The organism is Shewanella marina JCM 15074 (assembly GCF_000614975.1).
In the GTDB taxonomy this organism is placed as follows: domain Bacteria; phylum Pseudomonadota; class Gammaproteobacteria; order Enterobacterales; family Shewanellaceae; genus Shewanella; species Shewanella marina.
On record NZ_BALM01000004.1, the window covers coordinates 1 to 20,051 of the forward strand.

Below are 20,051 nucleotides of genomic sequence, written 5' to 3' on the forward strand. Positions count from 1 at the left end.
CCGAAGGCACTCGGGTTCGAGTCCCGTCCGCTCTGCCAATTGTACCAATCTAAATAAATATATGATCAGAATGATGATATCGCTCTATATGTATAGATTAAATGACTCTAGACATATCATTTAAGAACATGCGTCATTATAAATTTCCGAATGATCAGTTTGTTTTACAGATTGTATAATCTCTTTTGCTCTGCAGGCTTTATAGCTTTTTATCAACAATGTCCTTAAGTGCCATGTTTTGCAAACTCACATCAGCAAGCATCTTTTTCAGTTTGGCGTTTTCAGCTTCTAATTCACGCATACGAATTAAATCAGAGGCTTGCATCCCACCATACTTTGACTTCCATTTGTAATATGTATTTTGACCGACATTATGTTTACGGCATAGCTCAGGTACAGTATGTACGCCAGACTCGCTTTCTTTGAGGATATTGATGATTTGGCTTTCAGTAAAACGGATATTTTTTCATTGTGATTCTCCATTTGTTTTAGTGTAATGGAAAACTCTATTCAATAAATTCTGATTTTATGGGAGGGTTACAGTATCATGGTTCGTTTAGATTTCCTTCGAGTAGTGGGGGAAGGCTACAGGGCGTAGCCTTTGAGTATGATGCTGCTATCAGATAGGGTCTGAGCTAGTACACTTATCGATTAAAGTAATTTACTCTTCTATTTTAGTGGTACATTAAATTTTTAATTTAATACCAAGATTTATAGCATCTGCTGAATAATTATCTTTAAAGATCACTGGTTCTTCTTCGTAGAATGCCCCCTCAACAAAGAAAGATAAGTGTTCATCATAGTTATAGTTAATACTTGCTATAAATAAGGACTGATCGCAATTATCAGTAGTATCTTGATAAGTCTTAAGTTGATATGACACGCCAATGTCAACAGCAGAGTATTGATACTTGATAGCGCCGACATAAGTATTCTCTGACTTATTAAATGATTCTTTGTTAATTTCTATTAGGCCAGCAAGCGTTAAACCACTGAACTCATAATCAGCACCGATAGAGTAGCGTTTGTAGTCATCATCAGCTTCATTAGCTGGGAATTTTTTATCGATCTGAGCGAAACCAACAGCCACATTGAAGTTAGTAGAGTTGTAAACAAGACGCGCAGTTACTACGTCGCCATTGCTACCGTTATCTTCTTTTGGCGTAACGATAGAGCCCACAAGCTTTAGCTTACCTTGACCAACAGCAAGAGACGGAGTTGCATAAGCTAAAATATTTTTGGCGTAAGCAGCCTGTTCCCATAACATTTTATTACCGCTAAAAATTTCAGCGTTGTTTGACTGGTGGATATCAACACGCTTATAAACATCACTATAAATACCAGAATAGCCATGACCAGCAACGGCTGCACCAAACTTATTCATAATAATAATTCGTGCGGTGTTCAGCTCGAAATCATCTAGGCCGCGTTTAGCGAAGTTATCAGAGTATTGTACTTCTGCTTCATAGATAATTTTAAAGTCATCCGTTTTGTACGAACCTTTATCGCCGACAGCAACAAATTGTGCTTGCGTTTGGAAGTCTTTGTTATCTTTCCAACTTAATTGACCTTGAGCTTTACCATATACGGTATTATTGACAGTAGCAGCCTGAGCACCAATTGAGGCAAGCAGAATAGAAAGCGTTAAATACTTAATTTTCATTTTTAATACTCTATAAAATAGAAAAGCCACCCTACTTTATAAGGTGGCTTAGGCTGTTACTGATTACTTAATTGTTTTGTTCGGGTCGATAATCACTGCGCGGTAGCCTGTACTACGTGGCATAGGCGATGTTACGTGTAGCTCGACTTTAACGTCATGAGTACCATCTCTAACTTCGTTTAGGATACCAACGGTAAGTTCTTTTGGCTCTGACATTTTAGTATTAGCTGAATACATGAACATAGTATCGCGGTCTTTTTCGTAGCTAATATTAGAGGTTACGACTGAATACCACTCGAAGCCTCGTTCTTGGCCATATTGCCAACGCTGTTCAACAGTCATATCATCTTCGTTGATTAAGAACTCAACACCGCGAGAATATTTGTCTGTTGGGAAAGTCGGCTGATCGTAGAAACGACCATCACCGTTATCGAATGAAACGATAGAGACTTCATCATCTCCTTCTTCTTTACCTGTTAACCAAGTTGTGTGCTGTGTATATGTAAAGTCAAATTTGCTTGGATCTTCGCATAAACCTTTTTCAGTACATTGGATTTCATCACCGTTGCTATTCACTGGCTGAAGAACTTTCTTAGCTAGGTCACCTGTCCAGCCCTCTCGTGGTGACAAAATCCACTTAACTTCTTTGTCACGACCAATCTTCACGTTGCCTTGGTGGCGTAGAGACAAGATGATAGAGTCATCAGCAGGATCATATTCAACACTGTTTACATGTGCCCAGTTGCGGCCTGCACCAACACCAGGGATATCACCGTATGGGGCGTCAGGCTCAATCTTTGCCTTTTTACCCATCTTTTCATCATCAATGTTTAGACAAACTGCGCCAGCATCTAAGGCTACAAGGTGCGAATCACGCATATTATCTAGAATCTTGTTCAAGTCCCAAACTTCAACTAGCTTACCTGTTGGGTCAATTTCAAGGATTTGATCACGTACAGTGTGAACGCGTAGACCATCTTCACGCAGGTAACTGGTCTTAGCTGCTCGAACAAGATAGTTACCGTTCTCCATCAGTTGCATATCATGAGAGAAGTCTTGATAGCCGCGTGGCAAGTTCCACTCAAAAACCGTTTCACCCATCATAGTCATGCGGAAGATTTTCATTCCTTGACCAAAGATGATGTCACCGTTGTCCATCTGGTGAATACCCATCACTATACCGCGTTTTTCTAAGTGTTTAACATCGTGGATATCAGACACATCTAAAGACCAGCGAGTTTCACCTTGGGTATCTGTGATGAATGTAACTGGGTGACGGTCCCATTCTAGAGCCCCCATACCACCGGTCCAAGTAACTGCTGTAGATCCTTCAACTGGCATAATGTAGTTGATTAGGTATAGGCGATCTTTGAATTTTTCATCAACCTTGATAGGAGTAACTTTTGGAAAGTTAAGTTTCATACCATTAACCGATGCACCACCAGTTCTTGGTTGAGTGTAGATTGAATAATCTTCAATTACATGCTTGCCATTCTTTTTATAAGTAAGAGTTACTTTATTGTCGAAGTCTGCGTATAGGCCAAATATTGGTATTCCGTTATGGTCTAGGATAGTTTCACGGCTGACATCATACTTGATATCAACACCATCTTTGTCTTTACCATGAACAACAACTTTAGCCCAATTAACTTCGTAACCACCTAAGTCAACGATTGCCGTTTGTGGTGATGTGCCATAAGGGTTAACAACTACCGAACCTAATTGACCTTGTGCTGCAGGGGCAGATATAGCGTTAAATTTAGCCGCCATCGTTGGCGCAGATACTATTAAAGCAAGTGCAAGCGTGATTTTTGTTAGTTTCATTACTTGTAAATCTCCGAGTTATTATTACTTCTTTTTAAACAACTGTACTAACCAAGCTGCCGTTAAAGGCGCAGCTGCTAAACCAAATAGCGAATAGATAATCATGCACCAGTGAGCCATTCCGCCCCCAAGGAATGTCCAATCATCTTCACCACAACCACCAGTGGGCATGAATTCAAATGGTAGCCACTCATCTAAAGGTAGGTTTAGAGGGAATCTTGGCTCAGTGGAACAAGCGGCTCCTGCTGCATCACCTGCGGCCGCGAAAAAGTCCATCGAATCATCAACAATCATATGAGCAGCATTGTGAATCCCCATTAGTTCGTATGACCACATGAAGCCTTGAATCACACCGTACCAAGCTAACAAAAGCCCTAGGCCTTTTAGGATGTGGTTATGTGGGTCAATCAAAATGATAAGTCCAGCAATAACAATGCAACACTGACTAAAGCGGATATAAACGCATAATTCACACGGATCCATTGCTAAAAACAGTTGAAAGTAAAAGATTGCAGAAAGGATGGCGAACAGGGCTCCACCAATCATCACTACCCAAATAGGGCGCTGGCTTTGCATTGTGACTAAGCCATTCATCGGGTCGGACTTAAAGCCCTTCCAAAAATCTTTAATAGAGATCATTATTTAGCACTCAGTTCAGTGATAAGGTCTTTAAGCATATTCATAGACGTAATAGACTTGGTGTTGATTAGGTATTTTCCATTAACAGTAATAGCTGGAACTCCTTGGATATTAGCTACAGCAACCCCCTGGTCCCACTCAGCGATTAATGCTTTAACTTTTGGGTTTTCAGCATGCTTATCGAACTCAGAGCGAGTCATATCTAAATCATCTAATACAAAGTTAATGGTCGCATCTGATGATTCGAACTTAACTTTTTTAACGTGATACTGGTTGTAGTATTCTGCTTTAACTTGTTTGAATACCTGATCTCCTTTGATTTCTTTGGCGATAGCAAGTGCTGTGGATTTCTCTATACCAAAGGGTGGCTTAGGTGAAATATGGTATTGTTCTATTTTGCTGCCAGCAGGGATAATCTTGTGATTTGGAATCCCAGCTTTTTCATATTTAAAGCAGAAAGGACAGTTAATTGAGTAGATTTTAGTTACTGTATTAGGAGCATCGAATTGAGCTGATGCGGGGAGCACTTGATACTCAACTCCTTCTGTTGCGGCATAAACTCCAAATGATAAAAATATACTTGCTGCGATACATGTTAGTGATTTTTTCATAATATTGATCATCTCTTAAAATATCGGATATAAAGCTAAATGAGTGAGAGCCATATCTGATTCAATGGTTTAAGTTATTAAGTGAGAGTTGTTGTTGCCGTATCGAATGAACGTTACGGTGCCTGTTTTAGTGATATAGGTTTGATATGCATTTCTAATTCGGTATTAGTTGATTAGTTCTGCTAATAAAAAATACATCATCAGTAAAGTTTCTTATGTTATTTAGTTTTCATTTAATAAATTAATTAAATACAAGGAGTCTTGTTGTGATATTGATCACTCAATGGTGTGCCTATAAAATACCGTGTTAATAATTATGATTGGAGTATTGTTTGATTATGTAAAATTTAAAAATTAGTTTTACCTGGATATATTTTAAATTTTTTACAAAGTTTGTGTTTCTGTTCAATGTTTTTGTAATTGTAAAGTTTAAGTCTCAAAATATAGTTTGAAATTTAATTTTTAAAATCTAGCATGTTATATTTGACTTAAAGGTTTATTAAGTGAGTTATCTATGCTTGAATTTGTTTTTTTCTTGCATTTTAGGCGGTGGAATGAAAAATTTAAATGAAATGAAATATGGCACTTTGAAGATGTTTAAGGTGTTGTATGAAGAGTTATCAATCCTGAATACGGCAAAACTTCTTCAGGAGTCACCGTCAAAAGTTAGCTATGAATTGAAACGACTAAGAGAAATATTTAATGATCCTCTATTTATCCGATGTAAGACTGGATTACTAGCTAGTGAGAGAGCGACAGAGATTTATAAGAAGTTGCCTGAAACCCTACTTAGTATGGAAAGCCTCTATAATATTACGCCAGACTTCACTCCATCAATATATCAAGGTCAGGTGAGTATTGCAGTTTTAGAGCCGTTAGCTGTGAGTTTAATACCGATTCTTTACCATAGGCTAGCAATGGAGTGTCCGCATGTTCAGTTGAGTGTAAGTAATTGGAATGAAAATACTTTAGAGATGATCCGTAAAGAGAAGATAGATGTTGGGTTAACGGTGCAATCACTTGATTCTGATTATGTAGAAAGTGAATTAGTTTGCGCTTCACAAAGATGGCTTGCATGTCGAAAGAACCACCCAATTTTAAAAAATGAACAAGAAATATCACTTGCTGATATGTGTAATTATCCTATCATTTTGCAAAGTATTCCTTGCTGGAATGAATATGGATCTTCTCTAATAGAACTGGCATGTAGAGATAATGGTCTTAGTCCCAACATTACTGCAAAAATAGCTAATCTTCCCGCTATAGTTTCGATACTAAAAACGAGCAATAGCCTTTGTTATTCTTCTGCTGCTGGCTTGATTACAGTGAGGGATTCAATTGAGATAATTAAGGCGCCTAGAGAGTTAGATGCTAATTTAAATTACTATAGTATCTACTCTCGGAGTAGAGGTAATACATTGTTCAATAAATGGCTTCGTGATGTATTGAATAGTGAAGTTATTAAATTAATGGAAATGTGTAGTGATTATCGGGCTAACAGTATCTTACCAGTAGATATTTAGAGCATTATTGGTATCTATTAAAATATACTTCTAAATATAATGTTTCTCTTTGTCGGAAGTTATTACATATAGAAAAGTAAAAGCTAACCTTATCCTTTATGTGGCTTTTTGAACGGCCAACTCAAAGCAGTAATAATTATTTTGGCTTTACTATTAACAAGAGTATTTAGTGCTACTTTGTTGTCTTATTTTGCCACCTTAGCACCTTAATTCGGTATATATTGGACACATAAAAGGAAAGTTTAAATTATGAAACTGTTAAAATACCATATTAATGGGATCCCGAGCTAAGAGTTTATTTAAAGTCTTAATTGCTCTATCAATTCACTATAACGTAAGTCTGGTTAAATTATAAGAACATGGCCAAGATTTATTGACCACTACAAGTAGTGGTGGTTAGCATGATTAAACCTGTAACTTTAAGGTCAATATTCGCTAGAATTGCTCATGTTTCAAATTGAGATAGAGCAATAAAACTAATATTAGCAAATACTTAAAAATTGTGATGTATGTATCTCGCTTTGATACAAATCAAGTTGTTAATTTTCAAGTTACTTTATGATGCGCCAGCATTTACGTGGCTAATATTTAAATGCATTGCGTGGGTTTTCAACGTGATTATCAGTTATATCGATAACAATCCATTATTATTGAATGTGGCGACGTTACTCGATGATACTCGAGAATAATTTATCGCTTTCGCTTTATTGGATGGTTCTATTTACGTCCAAATTTTTTGTGAGCATGAGGATTTGTAATGCTGTCTCCATCTTCTAAGTTAATGCATTATCAAGCTGTTGTTGGGCTTGCTGGTCATGTTGACCATGGGAAAACGGCTTTGATTGAAGCCTTAACAGGCATGATGACAGCGAGGCCCCATGAGCAAGCGTTGGGGATGACTCAGGATTTAGGTTTTGCCCATTTTCAAGATGAAGATGGTAATACCATTGGTGTTGTTGATGTGCCTGGGCATGAGCGCTATTTACGGAATATGGTCGCGGGGGTGTGGCACCTTAATGTGTTGTTGTTAGTGATTGCTGCTGATGAAGGTTGGATGCCCATGACGACTTCACACCTGCATGTTGCCCATGCGATGGGGATTGAAGATATTGTTGTTTGCATCAATAAGCGCGATAAAGTCAGTGCGGCACAATTAGCTGAGGTAGAAGAGCAAGCATTAGAACAAGTGATGGATATGACAGGATTACTACCTGAAATTGTCACTGTTTCTGCGCTAAAGAAAGACAATATTGAGGCATTAAAACAGTTATTGATTGATACAGCTAAAATGAATATTGCTCGCCAACAACACCTTATTGCGGTGAATGATGACGTTAATTCGCCTCATCAAGCGCAAGTGCCATTAATGTATATTGATCGCGTGTTTGTGGTAAATGGGATCGGTACGGTACTCACTGGTACGCTCGCGAAAGGTCAATTAAGTGTTGGCGATAAGGTTCGTTGTCAACCTGCTAATTTGATCGGTACTGTTCGCAGTTTGCAAGCGTATCATCAACAGTTATCCAGTGTGGCAGCAACTTGCCGAGTCGCGATTAATGTCAAAGGTATTAGCCGTAAAGATGTTGGCCGCGGTCATCTTATTACTGGTATGAATCAACCTTTGGTGGTGCGTGATCAATGTATTGTGCGGTTAACTAAAACTGCTGCGACATTAAAATCGCGAAAACAACGCCAAGTTGAGGTTGCGATGGGGACTTGGCATGGTAGCGCTCGTTTAAGTTATATTCCGCATACTCAATTAGCCCGTTTGGTTTTTGATAAACCGTTACCGTTATTATTTGGACAGCGTTTGGCGATGATCCAAAAGGGCGGAAGTGGATTGCAGCATGGTGCTGAAGTGGTTTGGACGGAGTATATTTTTGGTTATCAAAAACGTCGTCTCTATGAGGTATTAGATCATCTACCAAAGCTGCTTGCGCCACAATCGCAACGTCAAATGTTATTAGCTTTACAAGGCTATTTTGAAACGGATACCAGTGATTTTTGCGCGGCTAATGAGCAAACGTATATTGCGCCATATTGTTTTGATAATAGTTGGCTTACGCAAACAATGGCACAGATTGAAACATTATTAGCGGCTGGGATTTCGATGGCAGTTGCTGAGTTAAGTCATCATTTACGGGTTAATGCTGACGTAGTTGAGTTATTGATGCAATGCTTGAAGCAGCAAGATAAAGTACATCTTAGCTATGGCAAGTGGTGCAGTGGTCAAGGCGATAATGAAGACGATTTACCTCAGGTTGCATTAGATATTTTGTTGCAGATCCGCCAGTTTGGTAAGGCTGGGCTTGAGCTGAATAAAGTGACCTTGCCTGATGGCAAAAAATGGCTACGTCAGCTGAGTCATCAAAAATATATTACCGCATTAGATGAAAGTATCTATTTTGATATGGGGGTTTATCAGCAATTGGTGCAGTATGTGTTGATGGATCATCAAGTTAATGATCGTATTTCTATGGCTGAAATTAAAGACCGTACTGAATTAAGCCGTAAATACTCAATTCCGCTTGCTAATCGAATGGAAAAGGATGGTTGGGTTAAACGTGATGGTGATGAACGTATTATTTTAAGAACTTGGCCTGCTCAATCACATTAATTCAGTCCTGTTTTATCGAGTAAATTAAGCCTGTTAGTGATGACTAACAGGCTTTTTTATGGCATTAATTTGTGGCTGTCGAATAGTGTGTCGACGTCACTGTCGAGATCCGCTGTCGAGATCCGCTGTCGAAAGTTGTGTCGATATATATGTCGATATATGACGAGTTGCATTTTATAGTTTAATTGAGCTTTATTATTTATCTTGTTTTATTCCATGCTATTGAATTTAAAAGGTATATTTTGAGTTGCTAATATTGGCATGTTAATTGCTATGTTCAGGTTTTGCAATTGACCTAGGTAGATAATGAAAAGCTTCGTAATTGCAGATCCTGAAAAGTGTATTGGTTGTGGCACCTGCATGGCAGCGTGTTCGACTGTACACAAACAACAAGGACTGCAAAGCCATCCACGCCTTACGGTGGTTAAACTCGATAATGCCACTGCGCCGGTAATGTGCCGCCACTGTGAAGATGCACCTTGTGCGGTTGTATGTCCAGTACAAGCGATAGCCAAGCAAGATGATCGTGTACTGTTAAACGAAACTTTATGTGTGGGATGTACATTATGTGCCGTAGCTTGTCCTTTTGGTGCTATTGCATTTGATGGGAGTCGACCTATTGCTATGGCAAATAGTTATGACGTTTATATTCCATCAACTGTGCGTTCGAGTAATCCCTCGACTTCTATCGCAAGTGTATTTGGACAAGACATTCTTGCTTGGGAACCCGGCGTAAAAAGCATTGCGGTTAAATGTGATTTATGTGGTTTTCGTGAAGAGGGGCCTGCCTGTGTCTCTGTCTGTCCAACTCAAGCCATTGTCATGATTGATGAACAACGTATTGCAACGGCACGTGCGATGAAGCGTGAGTGTGCGGCAGACAATGCTGCGTCGGTCAAAGATGGAGTAATAACACGATGAACCCATTAGTTTTAGTTTGTTTTTGTGTCATTAGTTATGCCGTTGCCGCCGTATTGTCTTTTGCTGGCCGTCACCATGAGCAGGCCAGCTTGCGCCTTGCTGGGGTTATCAGTGCCTTTGGTGGTTTATTTGGCATCATCGCTGGCGTTAGCACGGTTGTGATGGGAACGCACGGGCATAGTATTGCTCACCTCGGTCAGTTTTTTAGCATGGATATGCTATCGGCACTTATGGTGGTGGTTATCTCTGTAGTGACTATGGCTGCCTCTGTTTACTCTATCAATTATTTAGAAGAATATTTTGGTAAGGGTGGATGGAAAGTTAATATCTTGTTCAATATCTTTGCTGCAGCCATGACGGCACTTGTCGTGTCGGCCAATGTAATGATCTTTATTGTTTTTATGGAGATCATTTCAGTGGCTTCTTGGCTGATCGTGATCAGCGATGGCAGTGCTCAAAGTAAAAAGGCAGGTTTTCAATACTTTATTATTGATCATATCGCCAGTGTGTTGATTTTATGTGCCTTCTTAATTGTGGTGAGTAATGCTGACAGCTATCAATTTAGCGTCATTATGGCTAACCCTGTTACTGGCGCGACGGCTTCTATTGTATTCCTGTTTGCACTCGCTGGCTTTGGTATTAAAGCTGCTGGGATAGGCTTACATGGTTGGTTACCTAAAGCATATCCAATTGCCCCCTCATATTGTTCAACGCTTATCTCTTGTGTGATGGTTAAAATTGGTATTTACGGCATTTTAAAGTTCGCCATTTTGTTTTTGGGGGCGACCCAATTATGGTGGGGCTTTGTGGTGTTAGTGTTCGGTGCATTATCATCCGTGCTTGGGGTAATGTATGCCCTTGCTGAACATGATATTAAACGGCTATTGGCTTATCACACTATCGAAAATATTGGCATAATTTTAATCGGCGTTGGTGTCAGTATGATTGGTATCGCATCACATCAACCGCTATTAGCATTACTTGGTCTATTAGGTGGTTTATACCATTTACTTAACCACGCCGTATTTAAAGGCTTATTGTGTTTGGGTTCTGGCTCTATTGTCTTTCGTATGCACAGCAAAGAGATGGATGATATGGGCGGCTTGGCTAAAACCATGCCAAAAACGGCCATTGCTTTCTTGATCGGTACCTTGGCTATTTGTGCTTTACCGCCATTGAACGGTTTTGTGTCTGAATGGTTTATTTATCAGTCACTGTTTAGCATGGGTAAAACAGGCACTGTTGCTAACTTGATCTTTGGGCCATTTGGGATGGTAATGTTGGCATTTACCGGTGCTTTAGCGTGCATGTGTTTTGTTAAGGTGTATGGTATTTGCTTTACTGGTGCACCTAAAACTCAGCAGGCTGCCAATACCCGTGAAGTTGGCCCTGCAATGGTAACGGCAACGACTGCACTTGCTATTTTGTGTATTGTATTAGGTGTATGTTCACCTTGGATTGCCCCTTATTTTTCTGCTATTGCCGCATCTGTGTTGCAACTGGCTCCTGTTACTGTTGCCCATGGTTTATCGGTTTATCCCGCCGTTGCTGATCAAGCCATTCTATCGACGCCAGTCATTATGATTGCACTAGCACTATTAACTTTAGTGCCTACAGCGTTACTTTATCTTTTCCGTCAACGCCGTCTTGAGCGTCGCCATCAAGGTGATCCTTGGGCATGTGGTTATCAATATGAGCAGCGTATGACGGTTTCTGCAGCCAGTATTACACGACCAATGCGTCAAATGTTTGGGTTTATTTACAATAATCGACCTAGCCAATCGTTGACTGAACGCTTCATTCTACCTGTGTTTTATAAGGGCACCGACACAGCCGTGTTAAGTGGCTCGAAAGTGTGTCTATTCTGCATCTTTAGCGTGCTGTTTGTGTTGCTGTTTATTCCTTTCATTTCAGGAGTTAGTTGCTAATGTCACCACTTGAAATGCCAACTGCAAGTTGGATTGTATTGGCCGTTGTACAAGCACTGCTGATGTTGTTTTTAGCGCCGCTAGCAACAGGTTTCTCTCGGGTTATTCGTGCCAAAATGCATTCGCGTCAAGGCCCTGGTGTTTTGCAAGATTACCGTGATATTGCCAAGTTATTACGTCGTCAGTCAGTAGCGCCTGCTAATGCCGGTATGATTTTTTGGATGACGCCATGGGTATTGGTTGTGACTATGTTATTGATTGGTATGGCTTTACCGACAGTGACGCAAGTGTCGCCATTTCCTATTTCTGGTGATTTGATTACGGATATCTATTTATTGGCTATTTTCCGCTTCTTTTTTGCATTGGCGGGGATTGATTCCAATAGCATGTTTGCTGGTATTGGTAGTAGCCGCGAATTGACTTTAGGTATTTTAGTTGAGCCTATTTTGATTTTAGCCATTGTGGTGGTTGCACTTGTTGTAGGTACCACTGACTTAGGTTATATCAGCCACGCATTAGCCAATAATAGTTGGCACCGTCCGTTAACCATTATTTTGGCTGGGATTGTGTGTGCATTTGCGCTGTTTATCGAAATGGGAAAATTGCCGTTTGATAGCGCTGAAGCAGAGCAAGAACTGCAAGAGGGACCTGTGACTGAATATTCAGGTTCTGCTTTAGCCATGGTTAAGCTTGGTTTAGGGCTAAAACAACTGGTTGTGGTGCAGCTATTTTTAGCTATTTTTATCCCTTGGGGCAAGGCTAGCAGCTTAACTGCTGGTGCGCTTATCTCTGCCACAATCATTCTATTGGTTAAATTATTTATTGTATTTTTGATTGCAGGTCTTATTGAAAACAGCATGGCTCGAGTGCGTTTTACTAAGATCCATCGCACTATTTTTCCTGCATTTTTAGTGGCCGTTTTGGCGCTGATCTTTTTAATTTTGGGTTGGTAAGTAACAATAATGACAAACAATACATCTGAACAATTTCACTCTCAGCCTCAGGCTGGTCGTATTGGTAAGAACTATGTCGATGGTGTTAATCATTTCTTCCCATCAGCCATTATTGATGAAGAGTGGCAAACAGAAAATCAAGTGACTATTACCGTAAAGATGACCTCATTAGTTGAGGTGATGAAATGGCTTTATTACGATCAAGGCGGTTGGTTAACGGTTTCATTTGGTAACGATGAACGTAGCCTAAACGGCCATTTTGCGGTTTATCATGTGTTATCAATGGAAGGTGAGGTGAAGAGTTTTGTCACCGTTAAAATTCTAGTTGATGCGCAAAGCCAAGAGTTTATCTCTATTACGCCGACCATTCCAGCAGCCGTATGGGGTGAACGTGAAGTACGCGACATGTATGGCCTACGCCCCGTTGGGTTACCTGATGAACGCCGCTTAGTGCTACCTGATGATTGGCCTGAAGATCTGCATCCATTACGTAAAGATGCAATGGATTATCGCCAACGTCCGCAACCAACAACTGAGACTGAAACGTATCAGTTTGATAACCAATTAGGCAATGACAGTAACCGAATTGTGCCTGTAGGACCGCTGCATATTACCTCTGATGAACCGGGACATTTCCGTCTGTTTGTTGATGGCGAAGATATTGTTGATGCCGATTATCGCATGTTCTATGTGCATCGTGGCATGGAAAAACTCGCTGAAACACGTATGGGTTATCACGAAGTTGCACAATTGACCGATCGCGTTTGTGGTATTTGTGGTTTTACTCATAGTGTGGGTTATAGCAATACCATTGAAAATGCTTTATCGGTTGATGTGCCATTTCGCGCCAAAATGATCCGTACTGTTTTACTTGAAGTTGAACGGTTGCACAGCCATTTGCTTAATATCGGGCTATCGAGTCACTTTGTGGGTTTTGATACAGGCTTTATGCAGTTTTTCCGCGTACGAGAAAAAACCATGGAGTTGGCTGAATTACTAACGGGTGCGCGTAAAACTTATGGTATGAACCTGATTGGTGGTGTGCGCCGTGATTTTTTAAAAGAGCAGCGTGTTAAAGGCATTGCTATGGTTCGAGAGGTTCGCCAAAAATTCTCTGAGCTGGTGGAAGTGCTATTAGCGACGCCTAATATCAATAGTCGTACCCAAGGTATTGGTATTTTATCAAAGCAGGTTGCTCGTGATTATAGCCCGGTAGGGCCATTAATTCGTGCCAGTGGTTTTAAACGCGATGTGCGTATTGTGCATGGTCAATCATTAGAAGCTTATGGCAGTGTGCCTATTGAATTACAAAGCATGGAAGATGGCGACGTTTATTCACGTGTGATGGTACGAGTGCGTGAAGTATTCGAGTCATTAAATGTGATTGAATATGGATTAGATCATCTACCAGCAGGCGCAATTTTAACTGAAAGCTTCGATTATAAGCCTAACAAATTTGCATTAGGTTTTACCGAAGCTCCTCGCGGCGAAAACATTCATTGGAGTATGACAGGCGATAACCAAAAGTTATTCCGCTGGCGTTGCCGCGCGGCCACTTATGCTAATTGGCCAACACTGCGTTATATGTTGCGTGGTAATACGGTTGCAGATGCGCCGTTGATCATTGGTAGTTTAGATCCATGTTATTCATGTACTGACCGCGTCACCATTGTGGATACTAAAAAGCAACGAAGCAAAACTGTTCCATATAAAGCGATTGAGCAGTACAGCATTGACCGCAAACACTCACCATTCAAGTTATAGGGAGGCCATGTGTTTAAGTTAATCAAAACGGTTTTTAACACTGGCAGCGTTACCACTAAATATCCATTTGCACCAATGTCAGTGAGTGAAGACTTTCGTGGTAAGCCAGAGTTAGATGCGGCGCAATGTTTATCTTGTGGTGCATGTACCCGAGCGTGTCCTGCTAATGCCTTGATTATGGAAACCGATGAAAAGGCGGGGACGCGCCGCTGGGAACTTTCAACGGCACGTTGTATTTTTTGTGGTCGCTGCGAAGAAGTGTGTCCAACCCATGCGATTAAACTGACTCAAAATTTTGAGTTGGCGGTCACTAACAAAGCTGACCTTTATGAACATGCCGTATTTAGCTTAGCTGATTGTAGCCAGTGTCAGCGTCCATTTGTGGCGCAAAAATTACTTGAGTATGTATTAGATACCTTGGCCCAAAGTGGAGTGCCCGCGGCACAACTTAGCGAGCGTCGTAAGCAGTTACAAACCTGCCCAGCATGTCGCCGAGCCAACAATATGCTTGATAGTGACAATATTAGCCATTTACGTTTTATTAAGGAGCAACAGTGAAAGGTATTAAACAGCTGGTGGGAACTGCTCACACTCAAACAGTACCTGTTGTATTGCCACCTAATAGCCAAAAGCTAAAAGATGCCTTGCTTAAAGAGATCCGCCGCTCGGCATATGTATATCGTGTTGACTGTGGTGGCTGTAATGCGTGTGAAATTGAGATTTTTGCCGCAACAACCCCCATTTTTGATACCGAACGCTTTGGTATCAAAATTGTAGCTTCACCAAGGCATGCCGATATTTTGCTTTATACCGGTTCGGTCACTCGTGCAATGCGAGCGCCAGCGTTAAGGGCTTATGAAGCTGCGCCTGATCCTAAAATTGTGATCTCTTATGGGGCTTGCGGTTGTGACGGTGGCATTTTTCACGATCTTTATTGTGTTTGGGGCGGAACCGATAAAATTGTGCCTGTCGATGTCTATATTCCCGGCTGCCCACCAACTCCCGCGGCAACCATTTATGGTTTTGCAGTGGCATTAGGGTTACTTGATCAAAAACTTAAATCTAAACAGCATCAGCCTGAAGCTCAAAAAGCACAGCTAAAACACACGAATATTCCACTCGATATTAAAGTATGATTGAACGTCAAGCACGCTTATTAGCGGGTTACCTACAAGGTCAACGTATTGCCGATGATGTGATGACCGTACTGGCTAATTGCACCGCAGATAATGTTGACCAAAAAATTGGCCAGTATTTAGCGGAAAAAAATGATCCACGGTTAACTGAAATTGTGAATATTTTACTGGCAAAAACCATGGCAGCCTTAACTGGGACGACAACTTGCCCTGCCAAAGTCGATGGTCAGCAACAATGTGAGGGTTGTGCTCAATGAGTCAAAACTTAACCGAATTAGCGCAATCTCGGCATCTTGCTGGCCATATTTACTTTTATTCACTGAGCCGTAAATTTGTTGATGAAAGTTATGACGTACCGGAAGAAGCCAAGCAAATCATGTATTACAGCTTGGCGATTGGTCACCATTTAGGGGTGGTTGATTGCTTAAATTCGGTAATGGATTGTGATGGTAAACAGTATTTAGCGTGGATCAGTGACTTACCTGCGCAGAGTGAGGCATTTCGTAAAATGCAGGGCTTTATTGTTTTTGGTGAGATTACGATTTATCCAGAACATATTAATATGCTCGCAGTGGCGTTTGCGGCTATTGACCGCGATATTCAAACCGAATGTTCGCAGCAACTCACCCAAAAATTTATTGAGGCACTTGGCGCTATTCATCGTGAACCAACGATGTACATGATGATTAGAGGAGGTCGTTAACTGTGTTGCAAGAAGTGAACTTGTCGACTTTAATCGGCCCGAGTGTGAGCAATGACGGTGTTGATCTCAATGTGAACAATATCGTATTAACAGTGGGCAATAGCATGATGGCCGATGACGGTGCCGGTCCACTATTAGCACAGATGATTAAACAGCAGCCAATTGTTGATTGGTGTGTGTTGGAAGGTGGCTCAATGCCTGAAGACTGTTTGCATCTTATTCGTCAAGCGCAGCCGCAGCGGGTGATAGTGGTTGATGCTGCGGATATGGGGGAGGCTGCGGGTGACATTCGTATTATTGATCCTGAAACTATCGTTGATATGTACGTGGTGTCGACCCATAGCTTGCCGCTTAATTTTTTGATTGATGACTTAAAAACATTTGTTCCTGAGGTGGTTTTTATTGGTATTCAACCTGCGATTGTGGCTTTCTCATTTCCGTTAACTGAAATGGTCCGCAGTGCGGTTGAAACTGTCTATCAAGGTTTATCAAATTGGCAGGGATTGGCTGAGTTTGAACACTGCTAATGACGTGTCGAATTGTCTGTCGAAGAGTGTCGAGATGATAGTCTGCGTTATTTTGTCTATCAAAAACGTAAAAAATGAGAATGTGACTCAAGTTACACTTTCAGTTTTTTGTTAAAATATCATATGGTTGAGAGATATTATCTCGATTTTTAATTACTGGCATAATAAATGCTAGTAAAAGTGTCGTGGCATCATCAGATGTTACTGTGTATCGACATCAACAAGGTATAGACCATGAATCGGTTTGTTTTTGCAGATCCAAATATGTGTATTGGCTGTCGAACCTGTGAAATTGCTTGTGTTGTTTCTCATCAAGTAGATGGCAAGTTAGACGGTGTCAGCCCTGAAGCATTTGCGCCTCGTTTAACCTTGGTAAAAAATGTGCACGTAACTACGCCAGTGATGTGTCGTCAATGTGATGATGCGCCCTGTGCTCAAGTTTGTCCTAATAACGCTATCGTTTTAGAAGATGGCTATGTAAAAGTGATTCAATCACGTTGTATTGGTTGTAAAACCTGTGTGATAGCTTGTCCTTATGGGGCAATGAATGTTGTCACAACTATGGTTGAAGAGTCTAAAGGCGGATCACTCTTTAATCGCATGGCGCCGAAGTCGCAAGCGTTGAAATGTGATTTGTGTGCTCATCGTGAAGCGGGTCCTGCCTGTGTAGAGGTTTGTCCTACCAGTGCAATTCAGCTTATTAAGCCTGAAACGTTGAGCGAAACCAGCAAACAAAAACGTGAAGCAGCTGCGTTAAATGCTGCGGTAGCGAGTTTTCGCTAGTGTGATAAGCAATATGCTTTGAATAAATTACAATTACAGCCAAAAGGTTAGTATGAAAAAATCAATTGTTGTTTGCCCATACTGCGGTACCGGGTGCAAACTAAAGTTGGTTGTCGAAAATAACAAAGTCATTGCTGCTGAACCTGCTATGGGTCGTACCAATGAAGGTCAACTTTGTTTAAAAGGCTACTATGGTTGGGACTTTCTCAACGATACCAACTTATTAACACCACGCTTAAAGCAACCGATGATCCGCCGTACGCGCGAATCAGCATTAGAAGCCGTGTCTTGGGACGAAGCGATTCAATTTGCCAGCGATAAATTAATGGCAATTAAAAAGCAATATGGTCCAGATGCAATTATGACAACAGGTTCAGCCCGCGGTCCGGGTAATGAAGCCAACTATGTGATGCAAAAATTCGCAAGGGCGGTGATCGGAACCAACAATGTCGACCATTGTGCTAGGGTGTGACATGCACCATCAGTCTCCGGTCTGGAGACAACTGTAGGTAACGGCGCAATGAGTAACGCAATTACTGAAATTCAACAAGCAAAATGTTTACTCATATTCGGTTACAACGCGGCTGATTCTCATCCTGTTGTAGCAAGACACATTCTTAAAGCTCGTGCTAATGGCGCGAAAATTATTGTATGTGATCCTCGTAAGATTGAATCTGCTCGAATTGCAGACCAATGGCTACCATTAAACAATGGTTCGAATATGGCATTGGTTAACGCGATTGCGAACGTGATTATTGAAGAAGATCTATACGATAAAGCGTTTGTCCAAAATAATACTGAAGGTTTTGATGCCTTTAGAGAGATTGCATCTCATTATACGCCAGAGTCAGTTGAGCAGGTGACCGGCCTGAAAGCTGCTGATATTCGTTTGGCTGCACGCACATATGCTGCGGCATCTGAAGCGATGATCCTTTGGGGCATGGGTGTGACTCAGTATGGTCAAGCAGTTGATGTGGTTCGTGGTTTGGCTGGACTTGCACTGTTAACAGGTAACTTTGGTCGCCCAGGTGTTGGTTGTGGTCCTGTACGTGGTCAAAATAACGTACAAGGCACTTGTGATATGGGCATGTTGCCGCACCAGTTCCCTGGTTATCAAAGTGTGGCTGACGATGTTATTCGTGACAAGTTTGAAAAAGCTTGGGGCGTGACATTATCAGGAACCCCTGGTTATCGTTTAACTGAAGTCGGTCATAAGGCTGATGAGGGTATTTGTAAAGCCTTCTATATCTTTGGTGAAGATCCTGCGCAAACTGAAGCTGACCTTGCTGCAATGCGTGCCACCATGCGTAAAATGGAACTTGTTATCGTACAAGATATCTTTATGACCCAAACCGCTGAATTTGCAGATGTTATTTTCCCTGCAACTAGCTGGGGCGAACATGAAGGTGTTTATAGTAGTGCCGATCGTGGTTTCCAACGTTTTTATAAAGCGGTTAATCCAAGTGGTGATGTTAAGCCAGATTGGGAAATCTTCAGCTTATTGGCAACACGTATGGGCTATCCTATGTCGTACAGTAATACCGAAGAGATTTGGGATGAACTACGAGCATTAGCACCACTGTATGCTGGCGTGACTTATGAAAAAATGGCTGATTTAAAGTCGGTGCAATGGCCTTGCCCAACTGAAGATCATCCTGGCACTTCATATCTGTTTGAAGGTAATAAGTTCTCGACACCATCGGGTAAAGGTATCTTTATTGGTGCTGAGTGGCGTCCGCCATTAGAGCAACCTGACAGTGACTATCCTTTAGTTTTATCAACGGTACGTGAAGTTGGGCATTATTCTTGTCGTTCAATGACGGGTAACTGTTCGGCATTACAAACGTTGGCTGATGAACCTGGCTATGTGCAAATGCATCCCGACGATGCTAAAGCGCTTGGTATTGATGATCAGCAATTGGTGTGGGTTTCTTCACGCCGAGGTAAAGTTATTTCACGCGCAAATTATAATGATCGAGTTAATAAAGGTGTGGTTTATATGACATACCAGTGGTGGATTGGTGCTTGTAACGAATTAACCATTGAACATGTTGATCCTATCTCAAGTACTCCTGAGTTTAAATATTGTGCTGTTAAGGTTGAACACATTGATGATCAAGCTTGGGCTGAGAATTATGTACAAACTGAATACAGTAGTTTAAAAGCGCGCTTGAAAAGTCATGTTGCTAATGCTTAATCATTATTAATTTGAAATACTTTGTTTTAAATTAATAATTGGTGAACATTAATTAAATTTAAGGTCCTAAGGTAAATTATTGATTAAATTTATCTTGGGGCCTTATACTGCCATTCAATTTTATAATCATCTGTTATTAATAATAAAAGTGAGTGGGGTCGGCAGTTTTTTAAACGAGATTGATTTTATATTACTTTAGTTCGTTAATTTTTATATATGGTTATTAAACTGGTCGCTATTTGTATTCAATATGCATGAATCA

17 protein-coding genes and 1 pseudogene are annotated in these 20,051 nt (G+C 40.9%); 13 read left to right on the plus strand and 5 right to left on the minus strand.

Annotation, left to right across the window (positions count from 1 at the left end):
* Window positions 1-205: 205 nt before the first annotated feature.
* The 5 genes and pseudogenes from JCM15074_RS20895 to JCM15074_RS04415 form a co-directional block, all read right to left on the minus strand.
* A pseudogene (locus JCM15074_RS20895) lies at window positions 206-460 on the minus strand (transposase); the annotation flags it as partial.
* Between the two features lie 225 nt (window positions 461-685).
* Entirely contained in the window at window positions 686-1,663 is a 978-nt protein-coding gene (locus JCM15074_RS04400) for a porin (RefSeq protein WP_025820114.1), read from the minus strand.
* Window positions 1,664-1,726: 63 nt separating this feature from the next.
* Window positions 1,727-3,487 (minus strand): aryl-sulfate sulfotransferase, encoded by a 1,761-nt coding sequence (locus JCM15074_RS04405; protein WP_025820115.1) that lies wholly within the window; start codon window positions 3,485-3,487, stop codon window positions 1,727-1,729.
* 24 nt (window positions 3,488-3,511) lie between these two features.
* Window positions 3,512-4,126 (minus strand): disulfide bond formation protein B, encoded by a 615-nt coding sequence (locus JCM15074_RS04410; protein ID WP_037469096.1) that lies wholly within the window; start codon window positions 4,124-4,126, stop codon window positions 3,512-3,514.
* Entirely contained in the window at window positions 4,126-4,737 is a 612-nt protein-coding gene (locus JCM15074_RS04415) for a thiol:disulfide interchange protein DsbA/DsbL (RefSeq protein WP_025820117.1), read from the minus strand. Before JCM15074_RS04415 ends, JCM15074_RS04410 begins: the two co-directional genes overlap by 1 nt.
* A gap of 554 nt (window positions 4,738-5,291) precedes the next feature.
* On the opposite strand from JCM15074_RS04415, the gene JCM15074_RS04420 reads away from it, so the two are divergent.
* The 13 genes from JCM15074_RS04420 (at window position 5,292) to fdhF (ending at window position 19,789) form a co-directional block, all read left to right on the plus strand.
* Entirely contained in the window at window positions 5,292-6,260 is a 969-nt protein-coding gene (locus JCM15074_RS04420) for a LysR family transcriptional regulator (protein ID WP_025820118.1), read from the plus strand.
* Between the two features lie 757 nt (window positions 6,261-7,017).
* Window positions 7,018-8,877, plus strand: coding sequence for a selenocysteine-specific translation elongation factor (gene selB, locus JCM15074_RS04430; protein WP_025820120.1), 1,860 nt, complete (start codon window positions 7,018-7,020; stop codon window positions 8,875-8,877).
* Between the two features lie 306 nt (window positions 8,878-9,183).
* The gene (locus JCM15074_RS04435) at window positions 9,184-9,798 is read left to right on the plus strand and encodes a 4Fe-4S dicluster domain-containing protein (RefSeq protein WP_025820121.1); all 615 of its coding nucleotides are present in this window, start codon (window positions 9,184-9,186) and stop codon (window positions 9,796-9,798) included.
* A complete protein-coding gene (locus tag JCM15074_RS04440) occupies window positions 9,795-11,726 on the plus strand; it encodes a proton-conducting transporter transmembrane domain-containing protein (protein WP_025820122.1) in 1,932 nt (643 codons plus the stop codon). The genes JCM15074_RS04435 and JCM15074_RS04440 overlap by 4 nt, the downstream gene beginning before the upstream one ends.
* Window positions 11,726-12,679: a respiratory chain complex I subunit 1 family protein gene (locus JCM15074_RS04445; protein ID WP_025820123.1), complete on the plus strand. Its 954-nt coding sequence runs from the start codon at window positions 11,726-11,728 to the stop codon at window positions 12,677-12,679. Before JCM15074_RS04440 ends, JCM15074_RS04445 begins: the two co-directional genes overlap by 1 nt.
* Window positions 12,680-12,688: 9 nt before the next feature.
* Window positions 12,689-14,443 (plus strand): hydrogenase large subunit, encoded by a 1,755-nt coding sequence (locus JCM15074_RS04450; protein ID WP_025820124.1) that lies wholly within the window; start codon window positions 12,689-12,691, stop codon window positions 14,441-14,443.
* Between the two features lie 9 nt (window positions 14,444-14,452).
* Entirely contained in the window at window positions 14,453-15,001 is a 549-nt protein-coding gene (locus JCM15074_RS04455) for a formate hydrogenlyase complex iron-sulfur subunit (RefSeq protein WP_025820125.1), read from the plus strand.
* Window positions 14,998-15,579 carry an NADH-quinone oxidoreductase subunit B family protein gene (locus tag JCM15074_RS20900; RefSeq protein ID WP_304621823.1) on the plus strand — a complete coding sequence of 194 codons (582 nt, stop codon included), beginning with the start codon at window positions 14,998-15,000 and terminating at the stop codon, window positions 15,577-15,579. The genes JCM15074_RS04455 and JCM15074_RS20900 overlap by 4 nt, the downstream gene beginning before the upstream one ends.
* Complete coding sequence (locus JCM15074_RS25380; RefSeq protein WP_304621824.1) at window positions 15,576-15,836, plus strand: hypothetical protein; 261 nt, start codon at window positions 15,576-15,578, stop codon at window positions 15,834-15,836. Before JCM15074_RS20900 ends, JCM15074_RS25380 begins: the two co-directional genes overlap by 4 nt.
* Entirely contained in the window at window positions 15,833-16,282 is a 450-nt protein-coding gene (locus tag JCM15074_RS04465; protein ID WP_025820126.1) for a formate hydrogenlyase maturation HycH family protein, read from the plus strand. Before JCM15074_RS25380 ends, JCM15074_RS04465 begins: the two co-directional genes overlap by 4 nt.
* 2 nt (window positions 16,283-16,284) lie before the next feature.
* Window positions 16,285-16,809: a hydrogenase maturation peptidase HycI gene (gene hycI / locus JCM15074_RS04470; RefSeq protein ID WP_234400163.1), complete on the plus strand. Its 525-nt coding sequence runs from the start codon at window positions 16,285-16,287 to the stop codon at window positions 16,807-16,809.
* 234 nt (window positions 16,810-17,043) lie between these two features.
* Window positions 17,044-17,592 (plus strand): 4Fe-4S dicluster domain-containing protein, encoded by a 549-nt coding sequence (locus JCM15074_RS04475; protein WP_025820128.1) that lies wholly within the window; start codon window positions 17,044-17,046, stop codon window positions 17,590-17,592.
* A 52-nt stretch (window positions 17,593-17,644) separates the two neighbouring features.
* A complete protein-coding gene (fdhF, locus tag JCM15074_RS04485) occupies window positions 17,645-19,789 on the plus strand; it encodes a formate dehydrogenase subunit alpha (RefSeq protein WP_084266954.1) in 2,145 nt (714 codons plus the stop codon).
* Window positions 19,790-20,051: the final 262 nt, after the last annotated feature.